The 18,912-nt window shown below is 71.9% G+C and carries 19 protein-coding genes; 16 read left to right on the forward strand and 3 right to left on the reverse strand.

Annotated features, from left to right (window positions below; all coding sequences use genetic code 11):
- Positions 1-47: 47 nt before the first annotated feature.
- Together ACFSL4_RS22715 and ACFSL4_RS22720 are read left to right on the forward strand one after the other, a co-directional pair.
- A complete protein-coding gene (locus tag ACFSL4_RS22715) occupies positions 48-830 on the forward strand; it encodes a hypothetical protein (protein WP_381085886.1) in 783 nt (260 codons plus the stop codon).
- A 231-nt stretch (positions 831-1,061) separates the two neighbouring features.
- Positions 1,062-1,964, forward strand: coding sequence for a S1 family peptidase (locus ACFSL4_RS22720; protein WP_381085889.1), 903 nt, complete (start codon positions 1,062-1,064; stop codon positions 1,962-1,964).
- Positions 1,965-1,986: 22 nt separating this feature from the next.
- On the opposite strand, the gene ACFSL4_RS22725 is transcribed toward ACFSL4_RS22720, so the two are convergent.
- Both ACFSL4_RS22725 and ACFSL4_RS22730 read right to left on the reverse strand, forming a co-directional pair.
- A complete protein-coding gene (locus tag ACFSL4_RS22725; protein WP_381085892.1) occupies positions 1,987-3,612 on the reverse strand; it encodes an N-acyl-D-amino-acid deacylase family protein in 1,626 nt (541 codons plus the stop codon).
- 51 nt (positions 3,613-3,663) lie between these two features.
- On the reverse strand, positions 3,664-4,941 hold the full coding sequence (locus tag ACFSL4_RS22730) for an amino acid deaminase (protein ID WP_381085894.1): 1,278 nt from the start codon (positions 4,939-4,941) through the stop codon (positions 3,664-3,666).
- Positions 4,942-5,162: 221 nt separating this feature from the next.
- Here ACFSL4_RS22730 and ACFSL4_RS22735 point away from each other — a divergent pair, with 221 nt between their 5' ends.
- Positions 5,163-5,735: a hypothetical protein gene (locus ACFSL4_RS22735; protein WP_381085897.1), complete on the forward strand. Its 573-nt coding sequence runs from the start codon at positions 5,163-5,165 to the stop codon at positions 5,733-5,735.
- A 297-nt stretch (positions 5,736-6,032) separates the two neighbouring features.
- Here ACFSL4_RS22735 and ACFSL4_RS22740 read toward each other — a convergent pair whose 3' ends face one another.
- A complete protein-coding gene (locus tag ACFSL4_RS22740; protein ID WP_381086040.1) occupies positions 6,033-7,718 on the reverse strand; it encodes a chitinase in 1,686 nt (561 codons plus the stop codon).
- Between the two features lie 346 nt (positions 7,719-8,064).
- On the opposite strand from ACFSL4_RS22740, the gene ACFSL4_RS22745 reads away from it, so the two are divergent.
- The 13 genes from ACFSL4_RS22745 to ACFSL4_RS22805 all read left to right on the forward strand — a co-directional run bounded on the left by ACFSL4_RS22745 (position 8,065) and on the right by ACFSL4_RS22805 (position 18,910).
- A complete protein-coding gene (locus tag ACFSL4_RS22745; protein ID WP_381085900.1) occupies positions 8,065-8,925 on the forward strand; it encodes a hypothetical protein in 861 nt (286 codons plus the stop codon).
- Positions 8,926-9,076: 151 nt separating this feature from the next.
- Positions 9,077-9,790 (forward strand): Flp pilus assembly protein CpaB, encoded by a 714-nt coding sequence (gene cpaB, locus ACFSL4_RS22750; protein WP_381085902.1) that lies wholly within the window; start codon positions 9,077-9,079, stop codon positions 9,788-9,790.
- Positions 9,791-9,850: 60 nt separating this feature from the next.
- On the forward strand, positions 9,851-11,464 hold the full coding sequence (locus ACFSL4_RS22755; protein ID WP_381085905.1) for a CpaE/TadZ family protein: 1,614 nt from the start codon (positions 9,851-9,853) through the stop codon (positions 11,462-11,464).
- Complete coding sequence (locus ACFSL4_RS22760) at positions 11,461-11,877, forward strand: TadE/TadG family type IV pilus assembly protein (RefSeq protein WP_381085908.1); 417 nt, start codon at positions 11,461-11,463, stop codon at positions 11,875-11,877. The genes ACFSL4_RS22755 and ACFSL4_RS22760 overlap by 4 nt, the downstream gene beginning before the upstream one ends.
- A gap of 33 nt (positions 11,878-11,910) precedes the next feature.
- Positions 11,911-13,251, forward strand: coding sequence for a CpaF family protein (locus tag ACFSL4_RS22765; RefSeq protein ID WP_381085910.1), 1,341 nt, complete (start codon positions 11,911-11,913; stop codon positions 13,249-13,251).
- On the forward strand, positions 13,248-13,460 hold the full coding sequence (locus ACFSL4_RS22770; RefSeq protein WP_381085913.1) for a hypothetical protein: 213 nt from the start codon (positions 13,248-13,250) through the stop codon (positions 13,458-13,460). Before ACFSL4_RS22765 ends, ACFSL4_RS22770 begins: the two co-directional genes overlap by 4 nt.
- Positions 13,457-14,404, forward strand: a complete 948-nt coding sequence (locus ACFSL4_RS22775; RefSeq protein WP_381085916.1) for a type II secretion system F family protein — start codon at positions 13,457-13,459, stop codon at positions 14,402-14,404. The genes ACFSL4_RS22770 and ACFSL4_RS22775 overlap by 4 nt, the downstream gene beginning before the upstream one ends.
- Positions 14,405-14,417: 13 nt before the next feature.
- Complete coding sequence (locus tag ACFSL4_RS22780; protein WP_381085919.1) at positions 14,418-15,308, forward strand: DUF5936 domain-containing protein; 891 nt, start codon at positions 14,418-14,420, stop codon at positions 15,306-15,308.
- Positions 15,305-16,615 carry a sensor histidine kinase gene (locus ACFSL4_RS22785; protein WP_381085922.1) on the forward strand — a complete coding sequence of 437 codons (1,311 nt, stop codon included), beginning with the start codon at positions 15,305-15,307 and terminating at the stop codon, positions 16,613-16,615. The genes ACFSL4_RS22780 and ACFSL4_RS22785 overlap by 4 nt, the downstream gene beginning before the upstream one ends.
- A complete protein-coding gene (locus ACFSL4_RS22790) occupies positions 16,608-17,372 on the forward strand; it encodes a response regulator (protein ID WP_381085925.1) in 765 nt (254 codons plus the stop codon). The genes ACFSL4_RS22785 and ACFSL4_RS22790 overlap by 8 nt, the downstream gene beginning before the upstream one ends.
- Before the next feature lie 108 nt (positions 17,373-17,480).
- Positions 17,481-17,699: a hypothetical protein gene (locus ACFSL4_RS22795; RefSeq protein ID WP_381086054.1), complete on the forward strand. Its 219-nt coding sequence runs from the start codon at positions 17,481-17,483 to the stop codon at positions 17,697-17,699.
- 41 nt (positions 17,700-17,740) lie between these two features.
- Entirely contained in the window at positions 17,741-18,304 is a 564-nt protein-coding gene (locus tag ACFSL4_RS22800) for a pilus assembly protein TadG-related protein (protein ID WP_465269761.1), read from the forward strand.
- A gap of 15 nt (positions 18,305-18,319) precedes the next feature.
- Positions 18,320-18,910, forward strand: coding sequence for a hypothetical protein (locus tag ACFSL4_RS22805; RefSeq protein WP_381085928.1), 591 nt, complete (start codon positions 18,320-18,322; stop codon positions 18,908-18,910).
- Positions 18,911-18,912: the final 2 nt, after the last annotated feature.

Here is an 18,912-nt window from a genome sequence, read left to right on the forward strand (position 1 = left end):
GCCGGTCGCTGCCTTGGCCATGCCTCCCGCCCTTAGAATGCGCGGCCATGTCATGGGAGCACCGGCCCGGCGACGGGGCGAGCGGCGCGCCTGCCGTGAACGACGCGGCAGACGCCCACCCCGCCAGCGGGCCGCACCAGGAGAACGGCGATCCCCAGGGTTCGCCGCACGTGTACCACCCGTACGCCGACGCGGCGCCCGAGTACGACCGGTACGCCGACCCGGCGGCCGCGCACGGCTGGCAGAACGCGTACGACGAGACGCAGAGGCTGCCGCCCGTGTCCTGCGACGGTGAACGGGGCTCCGCGACCTACGACACCTACGACACCTACGACGGCGGTCCCGGCCCCGCCCCCGGGGCGTACGGCGACGGCGGTGGCGACGGCGGCTACGGCCCCGGCCCGCGCGCCGGATCGCGGCGCAGGGCCCGCTCCGCACCGCGCTTCCGGCTGCCCCGCCCCGCGGTCGTGGCCGCCGGAGCCCTGGGTGCCGTGGGCGTCGCCGTCGCGCTCGCCGGAGCCTTCAGTTCCGGCTCCTCGGGCGCGCCGGGAGCCGGGGAGCCGGCGCGCCCGAACGTGAAGCCGTCGCTGCCGCTCCCGGAGGGGCCCGTCTCCTCCGCGACCGAGCCGTCCGCGGGAGCCACGGGCTCCCCCTCGGCCGGAGCCTCGTCGAGCGCCTCCGATGCGGCGAGCGGAGACCCGGCGGGGTCGCCCGCGCCCACCACCAGTGCCCCCGCCGCCTCTCCCTCCGCCACCGCGAGCGCGACCGGCACAGCCGGCGTCGTCCGCAAGCCCGGTCGCGGGCACGGGGCCACCAAGGGGCCCAGGTAGCCGGGTCCCGGGGATCGCGGGCGGTCCCCGGCCGGGGGCGAGGGGGGCAGGTCCCCGGCGCGGTGCACCGTCGTGTTCGCCGTCCTGTCCGGATGTCCGTTTCGAGGCGGCCGAAAACGACTCCTTGCCCGCGCACACCCCTCCACTCACAATGCGCATGACAAAACAGGGGCGGCCGGACGACCTCCGGCCGTCACGTCATCGCAGCCTCATCCAGAGGGGATCCCCCACATGAGAAAGCCTCTCGTCGCCGCGCTCCTCGCCCTGGTGATCGCCGGGGCCGGCGCGGCACCGGCGGTCGCGGCGCCCCACTCCGCGGAAACGGCCGCCAGGACGGCCGCGGTCGCGCAGCCGGCCCCGCTCTCGCGGACGGCCACGGCTTCCGGTACGGCGACCATCCAGGCCGTGAACTTCGCCGGCGCGGTCTCGCTCAGCAACTGTTCCGGGTCCGTCATACGCTTCCCGAACTCCGCGGACACCGACCCCGCGCTCGTGCTCACCAACGGCCACTGCCTGGAGACGGGCTTCCCGTCGCCCGGTGAGGTCATCGTCGACCAGGCGTCCAGCCGCACCTTCGGCCTGCTCAACTCCTCGGGCAGCAGAATCGGGACGCTGCGCGCGAGCAAGGTCGCGTACTCCACGATGACCGACACGGACGTCACGATCTACCAGCTCACGAGCACCTACGCGCGGATCAGGAACTCGTACGGCATCAGCGCCCTCACCGTCGCCGACACGCATCCGGTCGCCGGCACCGCCATCAGCGTCGTCTCCGGCTACTGGAAGCGGATCTACACCTGCAGCATCGACGGGTTCGTCTACCGCCTGAAGGAGGGCGGCTGGACCTGGAAGGACTCGGTCCGCTACACCTCCTCCTGCAACACCATCGGCGGCACGTCCGGATCGCCCGTCGTCGACGACGCCACCGGCAAGGTCGTCGCCGTCAACAACACCGGCAACGAGAACGGCGAGACCTGCACCGTGAACAACCCCTGCGAGGTCGACGAGAGCGGCAACATCACCGTCCGCCAGGGCATCAACTACGCCGAGGAGACCTACCAGATCCCGGCGTGCTTCGGGACCGGCAACAAGCTCGACCTGAGTGCGAGCGGCTGCGTCCTGCCCAAGCCCTAGCCAGCGGGCGCGGGGCGGGCGGTCACAGGGGAGTCCTGCGAACCGCCCGCCCCGCCAGCACCTGGGTCCTGCGCCCGTCCTCGATCACGAAACGGCCGTCGACCAGGACGTGGGGGATGCCCGTCGGGAGCGTGCGCGGATGCTCGAACGTGGCGCCCGCAGCGACCGTGTCCGGATCGAACAGCACCAGATCGGCGCGGTACCCCTCGCGGACCAGACCGCGGTCCGGCAGCCGCAGCCGGGCCGCCGGGCGCGAGGTGAGGTGGGCCACGCACTCCTCCAGCGACAGCACCCCCAATTCCCGCACATACCGGCCGAGATAGTGCGGAAAGGTGCCGTACGCGCGCGGATGCGGCTTCGCGCCCCGCAGGATGCCGTCGGAGCCGCCGGTGTGGGCGCGGTGCCGCATGACCGCCCGGACGTTGTCCTCGTGGCCCACGTGCTGCAGGACCGTCGGGCCCAGCCGGTCCTCGACCAGCAGCCGGCGGGCGGTCGCCCACGGCTCCTCGCCGCGCAGTTCCGCCGACTCCCGGACGGTCCTGCCGACGTACGACGCGAGCGCGGGATCGCTCACCCCCGAGATCTCGATCGTGTCCCACCCGACGGGCACGCCATGGCAGCCGTCGGTGCCCAGGACCTCCAGGTCGTGCCGGATCCGCTCGGCCACCGCGTCGTCGGCCAGCCGCCCAAGGATCTCCTGCGGGCCGCCCTCGCTCGCCCAGCTCGGCAGCAGCCCGGCCAGCGTCGTGCAGCCCGGGGTGTAGGGGTAGGTGTCCAGCGTGATGTCCGCGCCCGCCGCCAGGGCGTCGTCCAGCAGGGACAGCAGTTCCGGCGCGCGGCCCTCGTTGACGGCGAAGTTCATGGTGGCGTGGGCGAGGTGGAGCGGGCAGCCGGCCTCACGGGCCAGGGCCACCATCTCCTCGTACGCCTTGAGCGCTCCCGCCCCGTACGAGCGGTGGTGCGGGCAGTAGTAGCCGCCGTACTCGGCCACCACCCGGCACAGCTCGGCGAGTTCGGCGTCCTTGGCGTACATGCCGGGCGTGTAGGTGAGCCCGGACGACATGCCGACCGCGCCCTGCCGCATCCCCTCGGCGACCAGCCGGCGCATCCGGTCCAGCTCCTCGGGCGTCGCCTCCCGGTCCTCCCAGCCCACGGCCAGCATCCGTACCGTGCCCTGCGGGATCAGATAGGCCGCGTTGACCGCGATGCCCTGGTCCAGCCGGTCCAGGTACTCGCCCACCGACCGCCAGGTGAAGTCGATGTCGTCGCCGTGGCCGTTCCAGCCGGCGATCGTGCGGCGCACCTCGGCGAGCGTGCGGTCGTCGACCGGGGCGTACGAGAGCCCGTCCTGCCCGATGACCTCGAGGGTCACGCCCTGCGCCGCCTTCGCGCTGTGGTCGGGGTCGCGCAGGAGGGCGAGGTCGCTGTGGGCGTGCATGTCGATGAAACCGGGAGAGAGGGCCAGGCCCTCGGCGTCCAGCTCCCGCACGGCCCTGGGACGCTGGCAGCCCGCCCCCGCGGCCTCCTTGACGATCGAGACGATCCGGCCGCCCTTGACCGCCACGTCGGCACGGTAGGAGGGGGCGCCGCTGCCGTCGACGACGTCCGCGTCCCGGATGACGAGGTCGGCGAGATCGGGGAGATCCATGGGAACGCTGCCTCCTGTTTCCTTCTGCTCGCTCTGTGCCCTGCTGTTCTCCTAGAAGAACGTGCGGATGTAGTCGACGACCGTGCCGTCCGCCTCGGTCACCGGGATGAGCTGCCACTTGTCGAAGGACGTGCACGGGTGGGACAGGCCCATGCCGAGCCAGTCCCCGACCTCCACGTCCGCCTCCGGGGTCGTACGGAGCCAGGCGTGCTGGTCGGACAGGGCGGTCACCGAGACACCCGTGGCCGGGCGCTCCTCGCCGCCCCGGCGCACCACCAGGGCGAAGGGCAGATCCAGATCGTACGCCGCGTCCCGCTTGCCGGCGTTGGAGAACCCCTGCTCCGGCGAGGGCCTGGACACCACCTGCGTCCACAGCCGGAAGGCGGGCTCCAGCGAGCCCTCCTCCGGGACCCGGACGAACGGGGTCAGTCTGCGGTAGTGGCCGTCGTCATGGGAGACGTACGCGCCCGAGCGCAGCAGCTTCAGCACGGGCGCGGACAGGCCGGGGAGCTCCGCGAAGACATCCGCCACCGCGTCGAACCACGCGCTGCCGCCCGCGCTCACCACGATCTCGTCGAGCCCCGCGAACCGGCCCGCCTCGTCGAAGTCCGCCGCCAGCGCGGTCAGCCGGCGCAGCCAGGCACGTACCCGGTCCGGGTCCGCCCGGGGCACCTCGCCCTCGTATCCGGCCACGCCCACCAGGCGCAGCGTCCCCGTCGCCGCCACCGCGTCCGCGACCGCAGCGCACTCCGCCTCCGTGCGGGCACCGGTGCGCGCGCCCTCGCCGGCCGCCAGCTCGACGACCACGTCCACCGGGCGCCCGGTCCCCCCCAGGGCCGCGTCCATCAGTTCGACGCCGCGCACCGAGTCCACGTAGCAGACGAACCGGAAGTCCGCGTCGGCGGCGAGTTCGGCGGCGATCCAGCGCAGGGCCGCGGGATCGACCAGTTCGTTCGCCAGGAACACCCGCTGGATGCCGAACCACCGCGCCACCCGGACCTGGTGGGGGACCGCGAGCGTGATGCCCCAGGCGCCGTGCTCGATCTGGCGGTGGAAGAGCTGGGGTGCCATCGACGTCTTGCCGTGCGGGGCGAAGGCGAGGCCGTGGCGGGCGGCGTACGTCTCCATCAGGTCGAGGTTGTGCTGCAGGCGTTCGGCGGACAGGGCCAGGACCGGGGTGGTGAAACCACCGGTGAAGAGGTTGCGGCGCTGGGCGGCCAGTTCCGCGAGCGTCAGCCCCTCGGCGTCCGGCGGGAGGCCCTTGAAGCGGTGGTCGACGCGTTCCGCCAGGAGAGCGGCGAGGCGCTCTGCGGTGGTCCCGGCATCCATGGAGCCTCCTGAAGTGGTCGTTGCAGCCGCCGCCTCTCCGGCGGAAGGCGCGCGACCAGGGCTGGGCCGTCGGCCTCGGCGGCCACGAAGAGTCCTCCGCCTGCGTCGCCGGCCCCGTCCGCCGGGTCACGGCCGGTGAGCGTCGTTGTATGGCGAGGATTCGTATAACGATGCAGGGGCCGACTGTGTCCGGCACAGGATCTTCGACCATACTGCCCGCTGTGGAGCAGCGCATTGGTTCGAGCAGTCAGCCCCTGGACGGCGCCGGGATGGACCCGGCCTTCATCCCCGGGCTCACCTCACCCGCGTCCGCCGCCGAGCCGGAGGACCCCAGGTCCGACGAGGCCGAGCCCGAGGAGAAGGGCACGGTCGGGGACGCGGTCGCTGACGCCGGCGGGGAGCCCTCCGCCGAGGACGAGAATGAGGAGACGGCCGGCGAGGAGCCGGAAGAGGAGCCCGAGGGGGAACAGGCCCCCGAAGGCCCCGTGTTCGAGGCCGCCGACCGCCGTGCCCGGATCGTCGCCGACCACGGCGGCATCCGGCTGCGCCTGGACGACCAGGAGTGCGAGTTCGGCTGGGACGAGATCGGCGCGGTGGAGACGGAGACCGCCCGCTTCGGGAAGCGGTTCACGGTGACCGTGCACACGCCGGAACGCCGCTGGTACCCGCTGGAGATCGAGGCGGACTCCCGTTCGCGCTTCACGGAGTGGGACGCGCGCCTGGACGAGGTGCTGGACGCGTACTTCGAGGACGGCGGGAAGGAACCCGCAGCCCCCGGGAAGGACGACGACTGAGGCGACCGACTCGCGCCGCCGTCAGCCGCAGTACCGGGCCTCCCCGAGTCGGCGGACCGGCCTGCAACGGGTGGTCCGCCTCGCCTGCCGGTGGAAGGTGCCCCGGCGGCGGATGAACGGGCCTGGCCGTCGTAGGCGCGGGAGTTGCTGCCATAGACGAGCTGAGCAATGGAGGTGGCTGGCGGTGCCGACTGAGCTGCTCAGTCCGCAGCGCCGCCGGGTTCGGCCGCGCGGTGGCAGGGGCGGCCGACCCCCGGTCGGCCGCCCCGCGTCCCGTTGTGCGTCGCCCGGCCGCCGTCACGGCAGCGCGTGCACGTGCGCCCCCACCGAGTTCGACCACGCGTTCCCCGACGACGCGTCCCAGTTCGTCGACCACGTCATCGCGCCCCGCAGGCCCGGGTACGTCCTCGACGGCTTGAAGGAGCCGCAGTTCGTGGCCTGGGTCAGGCAGTCCAGGGCGTTGTTCACGACCGTCGGCGACACGTACCCGCCGCCCGCCGCGCTCGTCGAGGCCGGGAGGCCGAGGCCCACCTGGGACGGGGACAGGCCGCCCTCCAACTGGATGCACGCCAGGGCCGTCAGGAAGTCCACCGAGCCCTGGCTGTAGACCTTGCCGTCGCAGCCCAGCATCGAACCGCTGTTGTAGTACTGCATGTTGACGACCGTCAGGATGTCCTTGATGTTCAGCGCCGTCTGGAAGTACGTGTTCGACGTCGACTGCATGTCGATGGTCTGCGGGGCCATCGTGATGATCAGCGACGAGCCCGCCTTCGACGACAACTGGCGCAGCGCCTGAGACATGTACGTCGCGTTCAGGCCGTTCTCCAGGTCGATGTCCACGCCGTCGAAGCCGTACGTCTGCATCAGCGAGTAGACCGAGTTCGCGAAGTTCGCCGCGGACGCCGCGTCGTTCACCGAGACCGTGCCGTTCTGGCCGCCGACCGAGACGATGACCTTCTTCCCGGCCGCCTGCTTCGCCTTGATGTCCGCCGTGAACTGGTCCACCGTGTAGCCGCCCAGACCCGGCGAGTCCAGCGTGAAGGACACCGCGCCGGGTGTGCCGGTCGCGTCCGCGAACGCCACCGCGATGATGTCGTACTGCGACGGGACGTCCGAGATCCTCTGCACGGCCGCGCCGTTGTTGAAGTTCTGCCAGTAGCCCGTCACCGCGTGCTTGGGGAGCGCTCCGCCCCCTCCGCCGCCGCCGGAGGGCGCCGTCGTGGCCGTCACCGGGGACGACTTCGCCGACTCGCCCGCCGCGTTGGTCGCCGTCACCTGGAAGGAGTACGACGTCGACGGCGACAGGCCCGTCACCGTCGCCGAGGTGCCGGTGACGGCCGTCGCCTTCGTGCCGTCCCGGTACACGGTGTAGCCCGTCGCGCCCGTCACCGGGTTCCAGGCCAGGGAGGCCGAGGACGACGTCGTCGCCGATACCGCCAGACCCGTCGGGGCCGCGGGCACGGTCGGTCCCGGGTCGCCGCCCCCGCCCCCGTCCGGCCCGTACACCGACACGTCGTCCGCGTAGTACACCGCCTGCCCGTACCAGCCGTGCAGGTACACCGTCACCGATGTCGTCGACGCGCCGGTCGAGAAGGTCGTGGTCAGCTGCTTCCAGCCGGTCGAGTCCGGCGTCCAGACCGAGACGTCCGTCGTGCCGGTGCCGGTGGCGCCCAGGAACGCGTAGCCGCCCTGCACCCACGCGGTCAGCGTGTACGTGGAGTCGGGCCGGACCGCCACGGTCTGGGTGCACTCCGCGTCGTCCTGCCCGGCCGGCGTCGCCTTGAGCGCGGACGCGCCCCCGTGCACCGGGGAGGACACCGTCGTGCCGCTGCCGGCCGAACAGGTCCAGTTGCTCAGGCCGGACTCGAAGCCGGCGTTCCTGGTGTTGTTCACGTCCGCGGCAGCCGCGTGGCCCGCGCCCAGGAGGGAGAGGGCGAGCGCGGCGACGACGGCCCCGGCGAGGGTCCGTCTGCGGCGGAGCATGCCTGGTACGCGGTCCACTTGGGCCTCCGAATGTGGGGAGAGGAAGGGCAGGAGGGCATTGCGGAACGGTGACCACCGTCTGACCCGTGAATTTGGTCCAGACCAATCGTGTTGTCAAGGTCCCCGGCGGTGCCAATGCTCCAGCAGTCGCGACGAGTTGAGGCATATGCGCCTACTCTGTGTCGATCGCGCCCCCACCTTCCGTGAGATGATCTTCCCGATTGTGTGTTGAGCGGGGCATGCCGTGGATATGGTGCTGTTGCAGGACGACGCAATGGGACGTCACAGGGGCCATCTGAGGCGGAGGTCGACCACCTCGCCGCAGTGAACGGGGTGGTGTGCAGCCGTGCCGACCGCGATAGCCGTCACCAGTCCCGGCCTGGTGCTGCCACCGCTCGATCGGCAGACCCCGCCGGCCGCCGTCCAGCCGCAGCCCACGCTCGAAGAGTCGCTGGGCGCCATGCACGCTCTCATCGAACAGCACGGTTACGTCATCGCCCTGTACCCCGCCTCCGGTGACGACCCGGCCGTCCAGCGGCTGCACACCGTCCGCTGCGTGCTGGAGAGCGACCGCATCGCGCTGCTCGGCGTCGACCTGCCCCCGCTCGGGCTCGCCCTGCTGGCCCAGCAGTTGCGGCAGCTGTCCGTCTGCGACTTCAGCCCGGGGGTGCTGGCGTCGTCCGCCCGTCTGCTCGCCCACTACATCTACGCCGGCGCCCTCCTCGGTTCGGTCGCCAGGCTCGACAGGGTCCCCGTCCCGCTGACGTCCCACGCCAAGTCCTGGATGCCGGGAGCCCAGTTCGCCGTACTGGCCAATCCCCGGCCGCAGCTCGCACGGGCGGGGCAGGAGGAGTTACCGGGCCCCGAGTTCGGCACCCGGATGCTGGTCGCCGCCGGACAGCCGCCCTCGGACTGGGTCACCGCCTCGCTCGCCCCCTCCTGGCAGGTGCAGGGCGTCGCGACCGTCCCCCTGCCGGAGGAGTCCGCGCGCTGGTGGGGGACCGGCCGGCTCGCCGAGTTCGCCGCCGGACTGCACGACGTGTCGGTGCTCTACCAGCTCGTCTCGTCCGTACGGCGCGAGGTGTGCCACTGGTGCGGGCTCGAACTCATCGGCGACCGCTGCGGATTCTGCGCAGCGCCCCTGCCACCTCCCGCGGACCACCGGCCGGCCACCGCGGTGCGCGCACTTCCCCGAGGGGGCACATAACCCTGCGGACGCCATCACCACCCCACGGCACCACAGCGCTACAACGCCACAGCACCGGGGCATCACAGCAACAGGGCATCACAGCCACAGGCATCACAGCACCGGGCTCCAGCGCTCGACCACACGGCACGTCCCCTCGAGGTGAGATGTAGTGAACGCACGCCAGCGCCGCGGCGTCATCCTGCTGGTCCTCTCGGCCCTGTGCGCCGTCGGCGCCTTCGCCGGAGTGCTGTCGGTGATCCGCGACGTGAACTCCAAGGTCGGCCCGGAGGTCACGGCGTACCGGCTCAAGAGCGACATCGCACCGTACAAGGAACTCACCGCCGACCAGTTCCAGAAGATCTCCGTGCCCAGGCGCTGGCTGTCCTCGACCGCCGTCACCAGCCTCACGCAGATCCGCGGCAAGATCGCCGTGACCCGGCTGGAGAAGGGGTCGCTGCTCCAGGCCGACATGATCGTCGACCGGCCCGCACTCGAGCCGGGGCAGCAGGAGATCGCGATCATGATCGACGCGTCGACCGGCGTCGCCGGAAAGATCGACCCCGGCTCGCGGGTCAACATCTACGCCACCTTCAAGGCCGCGAACGAGAAGAGCAAGGACGAGTCGAAGGTCATCGTGACCAACGCCCGCGTCCTCGACGTCGGCCGGCTCACCGCCCTGGACCCGGGACAGTCCAGTGACGAACGCCGCCGCAACGCCACCGAGGCCGTGCCCATCACCTTCGCGCTCGACACCGCCGACGCCCAACGGGTGGCCTACGCCGAGTCGTTCGCCGAACACGTCCGGCTCGCCCTGGTCGCGGGCGGCTCCGAGACGGCGGTCGCCCCGGGCGAGCGCACCTACACCCTCGACCAGGACAAGTAGGAGGCCGCGCATGAGGTCCGTTCCGGCCCCCGGCGGGTCTGTTCCGACGGGGGCGCGCCGATGACCATCCGTATCCTCCCCGCCGTCGGTGACGCCGACGCCGCCCGAGCGCTCACCACCCTGCTGAGCCAGATCGCCGACGCCGAGCCCGCCCCGCCGGTCCAGGACTCCACGGCCCTGCTCGACACCCTGGCACGCCTGGCCGGCGAATCCCTGGACGAGTTGCCCGAGGTCGTGCTCGTGCACGAGCGGATCGGGCCGGTCCCCGCACTCGACCTGATCCGCGACCTGGTGATGCGGTTCCCGGCCGTGGGGGTCGTGCTGATCACCGCCGACACGACTACGGGCGTCCTCACCGCCGCCATGGACTCCGGCGCCCGCGGCATCGTCACCCTGCCCCTCGCCTACGACGCCCTCGCCGAACGCGTCCAGGCCGCCGCCGCCTGGTCGTCGGGGATGCGCCGTCATCTGGGCAGCGCCACCCCGGAGCCGTACGCCGGGCCCGGCGGAACCGTGGTCGCGGTGACCGGTGCGAAGGGCGGCGTCGGCGCCACCGTCACGGCCGTCCAGCTGGCGCTCGCCGCCCGGGCCTCGGGGCGTACGGTCGCGCTGGTCGACCTCGACCTGCAGTCCGGGGACATCGCCTCGTACCTCGACGTGCAGTTCCGGCGCTCGGTCGCCGACCTCGCCGGGATCACCGACATCAACCCGCGCGTGCTCCAGGACGCGCTCTACACCCATGACAGCGGCATGGGCATCCTCCTCGCGCCCGCCGAGGGCGAACGCGGCGAGGAGGTCACGGACCGGGTCGCCCGCCAGGTACTGGGTGCCCTGCGCTCCCGCCACGACGTGGTGATCGTCGACTGCGGCTCCCAGATGAACTCCGCCACCGCCGCGGCGGTCGAGGTCGCCGACCAGGCGCTGCTGCTGGTGACGCCGGACGTGGTCGCGGTCCGTGCCGCCAAACGGATGGTGCGCCTGTGGGACCGGCTCCAGATCCGCAAGGCCGAGGAGACCCTGACGGTCGTCAACCGCCACTCGCGCGCCACCGAGATCCAGCCCTCCCTCGTCGAACGCGTCACCGGCACGCGCATGGCCCGCGCCGCCGTCCCGGCCGCCTACAAGGAACTCCAGTCGGTCGTGGACGCCGGACGCCTCCAGGACCTCGACGCCCGCTCCACCGTGAAGCAGGCGCTGTGGGCGCTGGCGGGGGAGCTGGGCCTGGTGACGGTGCACGAGGGCGGGGGCGGACGGCGCCGCAAGCCGTCCTCCGACCGGGGCGCGATCGGCCTGTGGCGCAAGGGCGGCGACCGGGGCGCGGTGACCCTGGAATTCGCCGGGATGTTCCCGCTCGTGCTGGTCGTGATGGCGCTCCTGTGGGAGTGCGTCCTGTATGGCTACACGTACTCGCTCGTGGGCAACGCGGCGGACGAGGCGGCCAGGGCTGCCACCGCCGCGTACGCCGTGCGGGGCGACGTCGCGGGGGCGTGCCGGGCCGCGGGCGCCGCCCACCTGCCCGACGCCTGGAAGGGCGCCGACATCACGTGTGCTCCGGCCGGCCCGGTGATGAGGGCGACGGTCACGGCGGACGTCCCCCTGTTCTTCCCGGGCGTCAACCCGGGCTGGAGCGTGGACGGCAGCGCGGGCGCGGCGCTGGAGGTGAACGGGCCATGAGGACAGCGCTCCGGCGCCGCAGCACCGCGCGCCCACTGGCACGGCGGACCCCCCGGTGGGGGAGAGGGCGGACCCGCCGGTGGAACGACCGCGGCGTCTCCATGCTGGAGTTCGCCGGCTTCCTGCCCGTCCTCCTCCTCATCGGCATGGCCGCCATCCAGCTCGGCCTCGTCGGCTACGGCATCAACCAGGCCGGATCGGGCGCCCGCGCGGCCGCACGGGCGGCTTCCCAGAAGCAGGACGGGCCGGCGGCGGGCCGGGCCGCGGTGAGTGGATGGCTGAACCCGCGGCCCGATGTGCAGCAGGGCTCCGACACCACCACCGCCACCGTCACCGTGCACGTACCCGCCGTCATCCCCCTCTTCGGCGGCTGGGACGTCACCCGTCACGCCACCATGCCCAACGACGACTGAAGCCCATACGCCAGAGAGGAGTTGACGACAGGCATGAGCCTCCGCTCCCGTATCGCCGCCCAGGACGACGGCGTAGCCCCCCGCGAGGACGGGCACCTCGTCGCGGTCTACCGCGCCAAGCTCCTCGAAGAGATCGACCTCGCCGAGATGTCCGGCCTCGCGGCCACCGAACGCCGGGTCCGTCTGGAACGCGTCCTCGGCCACATCATCAGCCGCGAGGGCCCGGTCCTCTCCTCCGCCGAACGCTCCCAGCTGATCCGCCGGGTCGTCGACGAGGCCCTGGGCCTCGGCGTCCTCGAACCGCTGCTCGCCGACGCGTCCATCACCGAGATCATGGTCAACGGCCCGGACTCGATCTTCGTGGAGCGGGCCGGCCGGGTCGAACAGCTCCCGCTGCGCTTCGCCTCCACCGAGCAGCTCATGCAGACCATCGAGCGGATCGTCTCCACGGTCAACCGGCGCGTCGACGAGTCCAACCCGATGGTCGACGCCCGGCTGCCCACCGGCGAACGCGTCAACGTCATCATCCCGCCGCTCGCCCTGACCGGCCCCACCCTCACCATCCGCCGCTTCCCCCGCGCGTACACGCTCCCCGAACTCATCGGCCTCGGCTCGCTCGACGAGCAGATGCTGATGCTGCTGGCCGCGTTCGTCCGCGCCCGCTTCAACCTCATCGTCAGCGGCGGTACGGGCACCGGCAAGACGACCCTGCTCAACGCCCTGTCCGGGCTCATCCCGTCCCACGAGCGCATCATCACCATCGAGGACTCCGCCGAACTCCAGCTCCAGCAGGAGCATGTGATCCGCCTCGAGTCGCGCCCGCCGAACGTCGAGGGCAGGGGCCAGATCACCATCCGCGACCTGGTCCGCAACAGCCTCCGGATGCGGCCCGACCGCATCATCGTCGGCGAGGTCCGCGGCGGCGAGACCCTCGACATGCTCCAGGCGATGTCGACCGGCCACGACGGCTCCCTCGCCACCGTGCACGCCAACTCGGCCGAGGACGCGCTGATGCGGCTGCAGACCCTCGGCTCCATGTCCGAGGTGCTGATCCCCTTCGAGGCGCTCAAGGACCAGATCAACTCGGCGGTGGACGTGGTCGTCCAGCTCGCCCGGTACGCCGACGGCTCCCGCAAGGTCGTGGAGATCGCGCTCGTCGTCTCCCACGGCCGCGAGCAGTTCAGCATCGCCCCCGTGTCCCGGTTCGTCCCGCAGCCCCTCGGCCCCGACCGGATCGTCCGCGGCCGCTTCGAGCACCTGCCGCTGCCCCGGGCGACCGCGGAGAAGCTGTACGTCGCGAACGAGCCGCTCCCCCCGGCCTTCGGCGTCGCGGAGGCCCTGGACGCACTGACCACGAGGCAGGCCATCGGATGACCCCCGCCCACGACGTCTACGACGTCCGCGACGTCCACCCCGCCTCCGGTGTTCCTGCCTCCGATGCCTTCGCCTCCGGTGTTCCTGCCTCCGGTGTTCCTGCCTCCGGCATCCCTGCCCCCGGCGTTCCCGCCTCCGACGTCCACCGCGCCCACGACGTCCACCCTGCCCACGACGCCAACCAAGCCCGCGAGAGGAGCGAGCCGTGAACAGCCCCGCCCTCCTCGCCCTCGGCGCCACCGTCCTCACCGGCACCCTCGCCGTCGCCGGAGTGCACGTGTACGCCTCTGGCCGTGCCCAGCGCCAGGCGCTCGTCGACCGGCTCTCCGGAAGCACGACGGAACCGGCCCGCGCCGCCTCGGGCCGGGTACGGCGCTTCACGGCCGTCGACCGCAGACTGCGCCGCACCCGTCTGGGCCGCACCCTCCAGCTGCGGCTCTCGGCGACCGGACTCGACCTGACGCCGGGCGAGTTCTCCACCTACGTCACCGCCGTCGTCCTCGCCCTGTGGCTGATCGCGGCGGCCACCCTCGCCCCCTTCTTCGGCCCGATCGCCGCCCTGGTCGGCGTGTGGAGCGCGGCCATCTTCCTCAACTGGCAGCGTCAGAAACGCATCGAGGCGTTCATCAACCAGCTCCCCGACGTGGCCCGTCTGCTGGCCAACGCCACCGCCGCCGGCCTGGCCCTGCGCACGGCCCTCGCCATGGCCGCGGAGGAGCTGGAGGCCCCGGCCGGCGAGGAACTGGCCCGGGTCGCCGACCAGTTGACCCTCGGCCGCACAATCGACGACACCCTCGGCGAACTCGCCGAACGGCTCCCGTCCCGGGAGCTGATCGTTCTGGTCACCACCCTTGTCCTGGCCAACAAGGCGGGCGGCTCGGTGGTGAACTCACTGCGCAACCTCACCCAGACCCTGGAGGACCGCAAGGAGACACGGCGAGAGGTCCGCACCATGCTCTCCGAGGTCAACGCCACCGCCTTCACCGTGCCGCTGCTTGGCCTCGGCTCCCTCGTCCTGGTCAACTCCTCGAACGAAGGCGCACTCGCCCGCGTCACCGGCTCCCCCCTCGGTCAGGGCCTGGTGCTGCTCGCGCTCGGCCTGTACACGGTCGGCTTCTTCGTCATCCGCCGCCTCGGCAAGATCGAAGTGTGAGGGGGACCACACTATGCTGCCGTTGCTCCTCGCCCTGCTGATGGCCGTGTCGGTCGCCGGGATCCTCTTCGCGGTCCGCATGATCCGCGCGGAGGCGAAGCTGCCGAGCGACCTGGCCCTCGCCCTGGAGGTGGGCGCCACCCGAGTCTCCAAGGCGGGTTCGGCGGTCGACCGGCTCGGTATGCGCCTCGCCCCCCTCGTCCTGCGCCTGATGGGCCCGCGCCGCGTCGACGCCAAGCGGCGCCGCATCGACATGGCAGGCAACCCAGGCGGGCTCACACTCACCAGATACGCCGCGCGCCGGGCGGTCTACGGCGTCTTCGGCCTCGTCATGGGCCTGGTCTTCCTGTCGAACGGGCAGCTCCTGTTCGCGGCCGGCACCCTCGCCTTCGGGCTGTTCGCCGCCGACGCCCTGATCTGGCAGGCCGTCCGCGAACGCAAGGAGGTCATCGACCGCACGCTGCCCGACTTCCTGGACGTCCTCGCGGTCGTCGTCTCGGCGGGCCTCGGCTTCCGCCAGGCGCTGGACCGGGTCGCGGAGAAGTACGAGGGCCCCTGGGCGGACGAACTGCGCATCACCCTGCGCCAGATGGACATGGGGGTCAGCCGCCGCCAGGCCTTCGACGAACTCCGCAGACGCAACTCCTCCGAGCAGGTCGCCCAGTTCGTCTCGGCCCTGCAGCAGGGGGAGGAACTGGGCTCCCCGATCGCGGAGACGCTGATCCAGCTGGCCACCGACATGCGGCGGACCGACGCCCAGAACGCCCGCCGCCGCGCCGCCAAGACGATCCCCAAGGCCACGCTGGTCACCCTGGTCTTCATGCTCCCGGCGACGATGATCCTCATCGCCACGGGCATGTTCCTGGGCTCGGGGACGGACTTCGGATCGATCCTGGGCCGATGATGAGCAGCCGCACCGGCCGCCCGACCCCCGGGTACCTGGAGGACGACGCACCGCCCCCGGCGAGCGTCCGCCTCCAGTTGAGCGCGCTCCAGGCCCTGTGCCGCCAGACCGTGGCCGTACGCCTCGCCATGGTGCTGATCGGCTCCCCCTTCGCCCTGGCCAACACCCCGCACGGCGCCTCCCGCTACGCCGTCCTCGCGGCCGCCGTCCTCGGCGTCATGACGTCGTACGCCATGCTGCGCGACTGGGACCGCGTCGGCCCGCGCCTCCTCGCCCACCCGACGCTGATGGCGCTGGACCTCCTCTTCGTCGCCACGCTCCTGCTCACCGCCTCCCCGGCCTCCCCTCTCGCCTACGCCAGCGTCTGCACCCCGCTCCTGTCCGGGCTGCTCTACGGCTGGCGCGGCGCGGGCGTCCTCACGGGCCTGCAACTGGGCGTGGTGCTCGGGGTGTTCCGCACCTGGGAGCACCGGCCCGGTGCCGGCGTCAGCACCCTCCTCGTCGCCGGCTTCTGTGTGGCCGCCGGCATCATCGGCGTGACCCTGCGCAATCTGCTCTTCCGCTTCGGCGCGGCCGGCGAGGCGCTGTCGGAGGCCAACGCCCGCCTCGCGGCGGCGGAGGCCGTGGAGTCCGAACGCGCCCGGCTGGCCAGGGAACTGCATGACTCGGTGGCGAAAACGCTGCACGGGCTGGCCCTGGCGGCCGAGGCCCTGGCGGCCTCCGCCGACCACCGCGACCCCGAGGAACTCAAGCGCCGGGCCACCCTGGTGGCCGGCGCGGCGCGCCGGGCCGCGGCGCAGTCCCGCGACCTGCTGTCGGACCTGCGGCGCCACACCGACTTCACCACGGCGAATCTGGACGTGACAACCGAACTCAGGTCGCGGCTGGGCGAGTTCGCGGCACGCGCCGGCGCGGATGCCGAGCTGAGCGGACCGCACGCGGACGCCCCGCTGCTCCTTCCGCCCGTCACGGCCCGCCACGTCCTGGAAATCGTGTCGGAGGCACTGGAGAACACGCACCGCCACGCCCGTGCGACGCGCGTACGGCTCGAACTCGGCACCACCGAGGACGGCACGCTCGATCTGAGGATCGACGACGACGGTGTCGGCCTGCCCCCGGCCGCGATCCCCGAAGCGCTGGCGAAAACCGGCCACTTCGGGCTGCTGGGCATGGCCGAACGGGCCGCCTCCCTCGGCGGCAGCCTCCGCCTGTGCCGCTCCCCACTGGGCGGCGCCGGGATCCAACTGCGCATCCCCCTTCGCCCCGCCGCTCCCCACACCCCCCAAGAGGAGGCCGCACATGCCTGACCAGGCACTTCCCGGCCCGCCCCTGCGCGTCCTCGTGGCCGACGACAACCCGGTCGTCCGGGCCGGTCTCACCGCCCTGCTGTCCGTCCACCGCGACATCGAGGTGGTGGCAGAGGCGGCGGACGGCGCCCAGGCGCTCGCCCACGCCGCCCGGTACCGCCCGGACGTCGTCCTCCTGGACCTCCGCATGCCCGGCACGGACGGCCTGACCGCCCTGCCCGAACTGACGCGCACAGCACCCGTGATGATGCTGACGTACAACCGGGAGCCCGAGGTGGTGGCCGAGGCCCTGCGTCGCGGCGCCTCCGGCTACCTGGTGCACGGCGAGTTCACGGCGGCCGAACTCATCACAGCGGTACGGGACCTGAGGGACGGCCGGCCGACGCTCTCCCCGGGCGCCTCCTGCCCGTCCCGCCCTGTCTCGTCTTCGCTCGGCACTTCCTACGAACCCGGCGAAACCTCTTCGCATCTGCAACCATTTGTGGCACAGTCGTCCACGTCCCGGCCCGCCCCTGTCGGCGGTCCGCGGCGCCGTGTCGCGGGATGGCTGGACTTCGGTCTGAGTGCGCGGGAGGTGGAGGTCATGGATCTCATCGCGGCCGGCATGAGCAACCGGCAGATCGCCGCCGCCTGCTTCATCAGCGAGAAGACGGTGAAGAACCACATCAACCGCATCTTCGCAAAGCTGCACAGTTCCTCGCGTAGCGAAGCGATCGCCCGCTGGCTGGGCACGGCCCGGGAGGGGTGGAGCCGGTGACCCCCCGGCCTCAGGGAAGTTGGGCCCCTGGACCCACTCGCAGTGAGGATGCTTTCACGTACCGTGTCCGGGTTGGGAGCAGTCGCACCTGGTGGGAGGGCAGGGACCGTGATGGCGAAGACGTGGCGCAGGGCCGGCGCGTGGGGGCGGACCGTGGTGTCCCGGATGCGGGGGGCCGGGCGGGATACGGGGGCCGGGTTCGTGGAGTATGCGGGGCTGATGATCATCATTGCCGGGATCTTCACGTTGATCGACCAGATCGGTCTGGACGGAATGATTTCGGGCGCGATCCGGACCGCCGTCACGTCGGTCACGGGCGGCGGCTGACGCTCCCGGATCTCCGCGGTGATCGAGGGCAGACGCTCCCCATCTACATCTGGCTGACGGGGATCCTGCTGTTCGCCGCGTTCGCCTTTTTCGCTTTCGCTCAAGCAGCGTCCGCGCGGAATGGAGCTCAATCCGCAGCGGACGCTGCTGCGTTGGCGGCCGCGCAGGACTCACGCGACGAGTTGATGACTGGCCTCCAAACGGCCATCGGCCATGACGACAACTGGCTGGACTGGCTGAAGGGCGATCTCTTCCAGGGCACGGGAGCCACCGCCGCGGCCGAGCGGCTCGCCGCGGAGAACGACTCCACCGTGCAGGGCGGTGCCGTCCGCACCATCGTCAACGGCTATCCCGGATACCGGGTGGCCATCGAGACGCGCTACACGGTCGGGAAATCCATCATCCCGGGCACCGAGACGCGGCACGCCACGGCCGAGGCCACCGCGGTGATTCAGCCGCGTTGCACCTTCGCGCCGGACGCCGATCCGAAGAAGCCCGTGCAGTTGGACTGCAGTGGCGATCTCGTCGACATCAACCCCGAAGATTTCCAATCGGGGGACCTTCCCGACGCGTCCGTGCTGTTCTCTGTGCATCTGGCCGAGTGAGAGGAAGCCGTACTGATGGATCTCCGGCACACCATGAAGGGTCGCAGGGTGCTGTCCGCGCTGGCGATCACGACCGGGCTGCTCTTCACGATGGCCGGCTGCGGGTCAGGAGACGGCGGTGGGAAGTCCGGTGGAGCGTCCTCGACCAAGTCCCCTGCCGGAGGCAGTGGCAGCCAGGCCGGGCAGTCTTCCGGACCCGCTGCGGAGCAGGCGCTGGCCGAGGTGAAGAGCGGTGACATCACACTCGCCGTCACCTCCGCGGTTCGCGACCAGGGCGGCTTTGTGACGGTGAGCGGCACGGTCACCAACAGCGGCGGCCGGTTCTGGATCGCGGCCAACTGGCGTGGCGACGAGCGGGAGCTGAGCAGGAACGGCGCATCCCTGGCCGGGGCGTCCCTGATCGACAGCAAAGGCAAGAAGAAGTACCTCGTTCTGCGGGACACCCAGGGGCGCTGCCTCTGCACCAAGTTCGACGGCGGTGGCGTGGACGCAGGCAAGTCGGCCGCATGGTTCGCCCAGTTCCCCGCTCCACCCGAAGACACCACCAAGGTCGACTTCCAGGTCGGTGCCATGCCTCCCGCCTCCATCGAGATTTCCCAGGGGTGAAC

Origin of the sequence: Streptomyces caeni, assembly GCF_042678285.1 — a bacterium.
GTDB classification, from domain to species: domain Bacteria; phylum Actinomycetota; class Actinomycetes; order Streptomycetales; family Streptomycetaceae; genus Streptomyces; species Streptomyces caeni.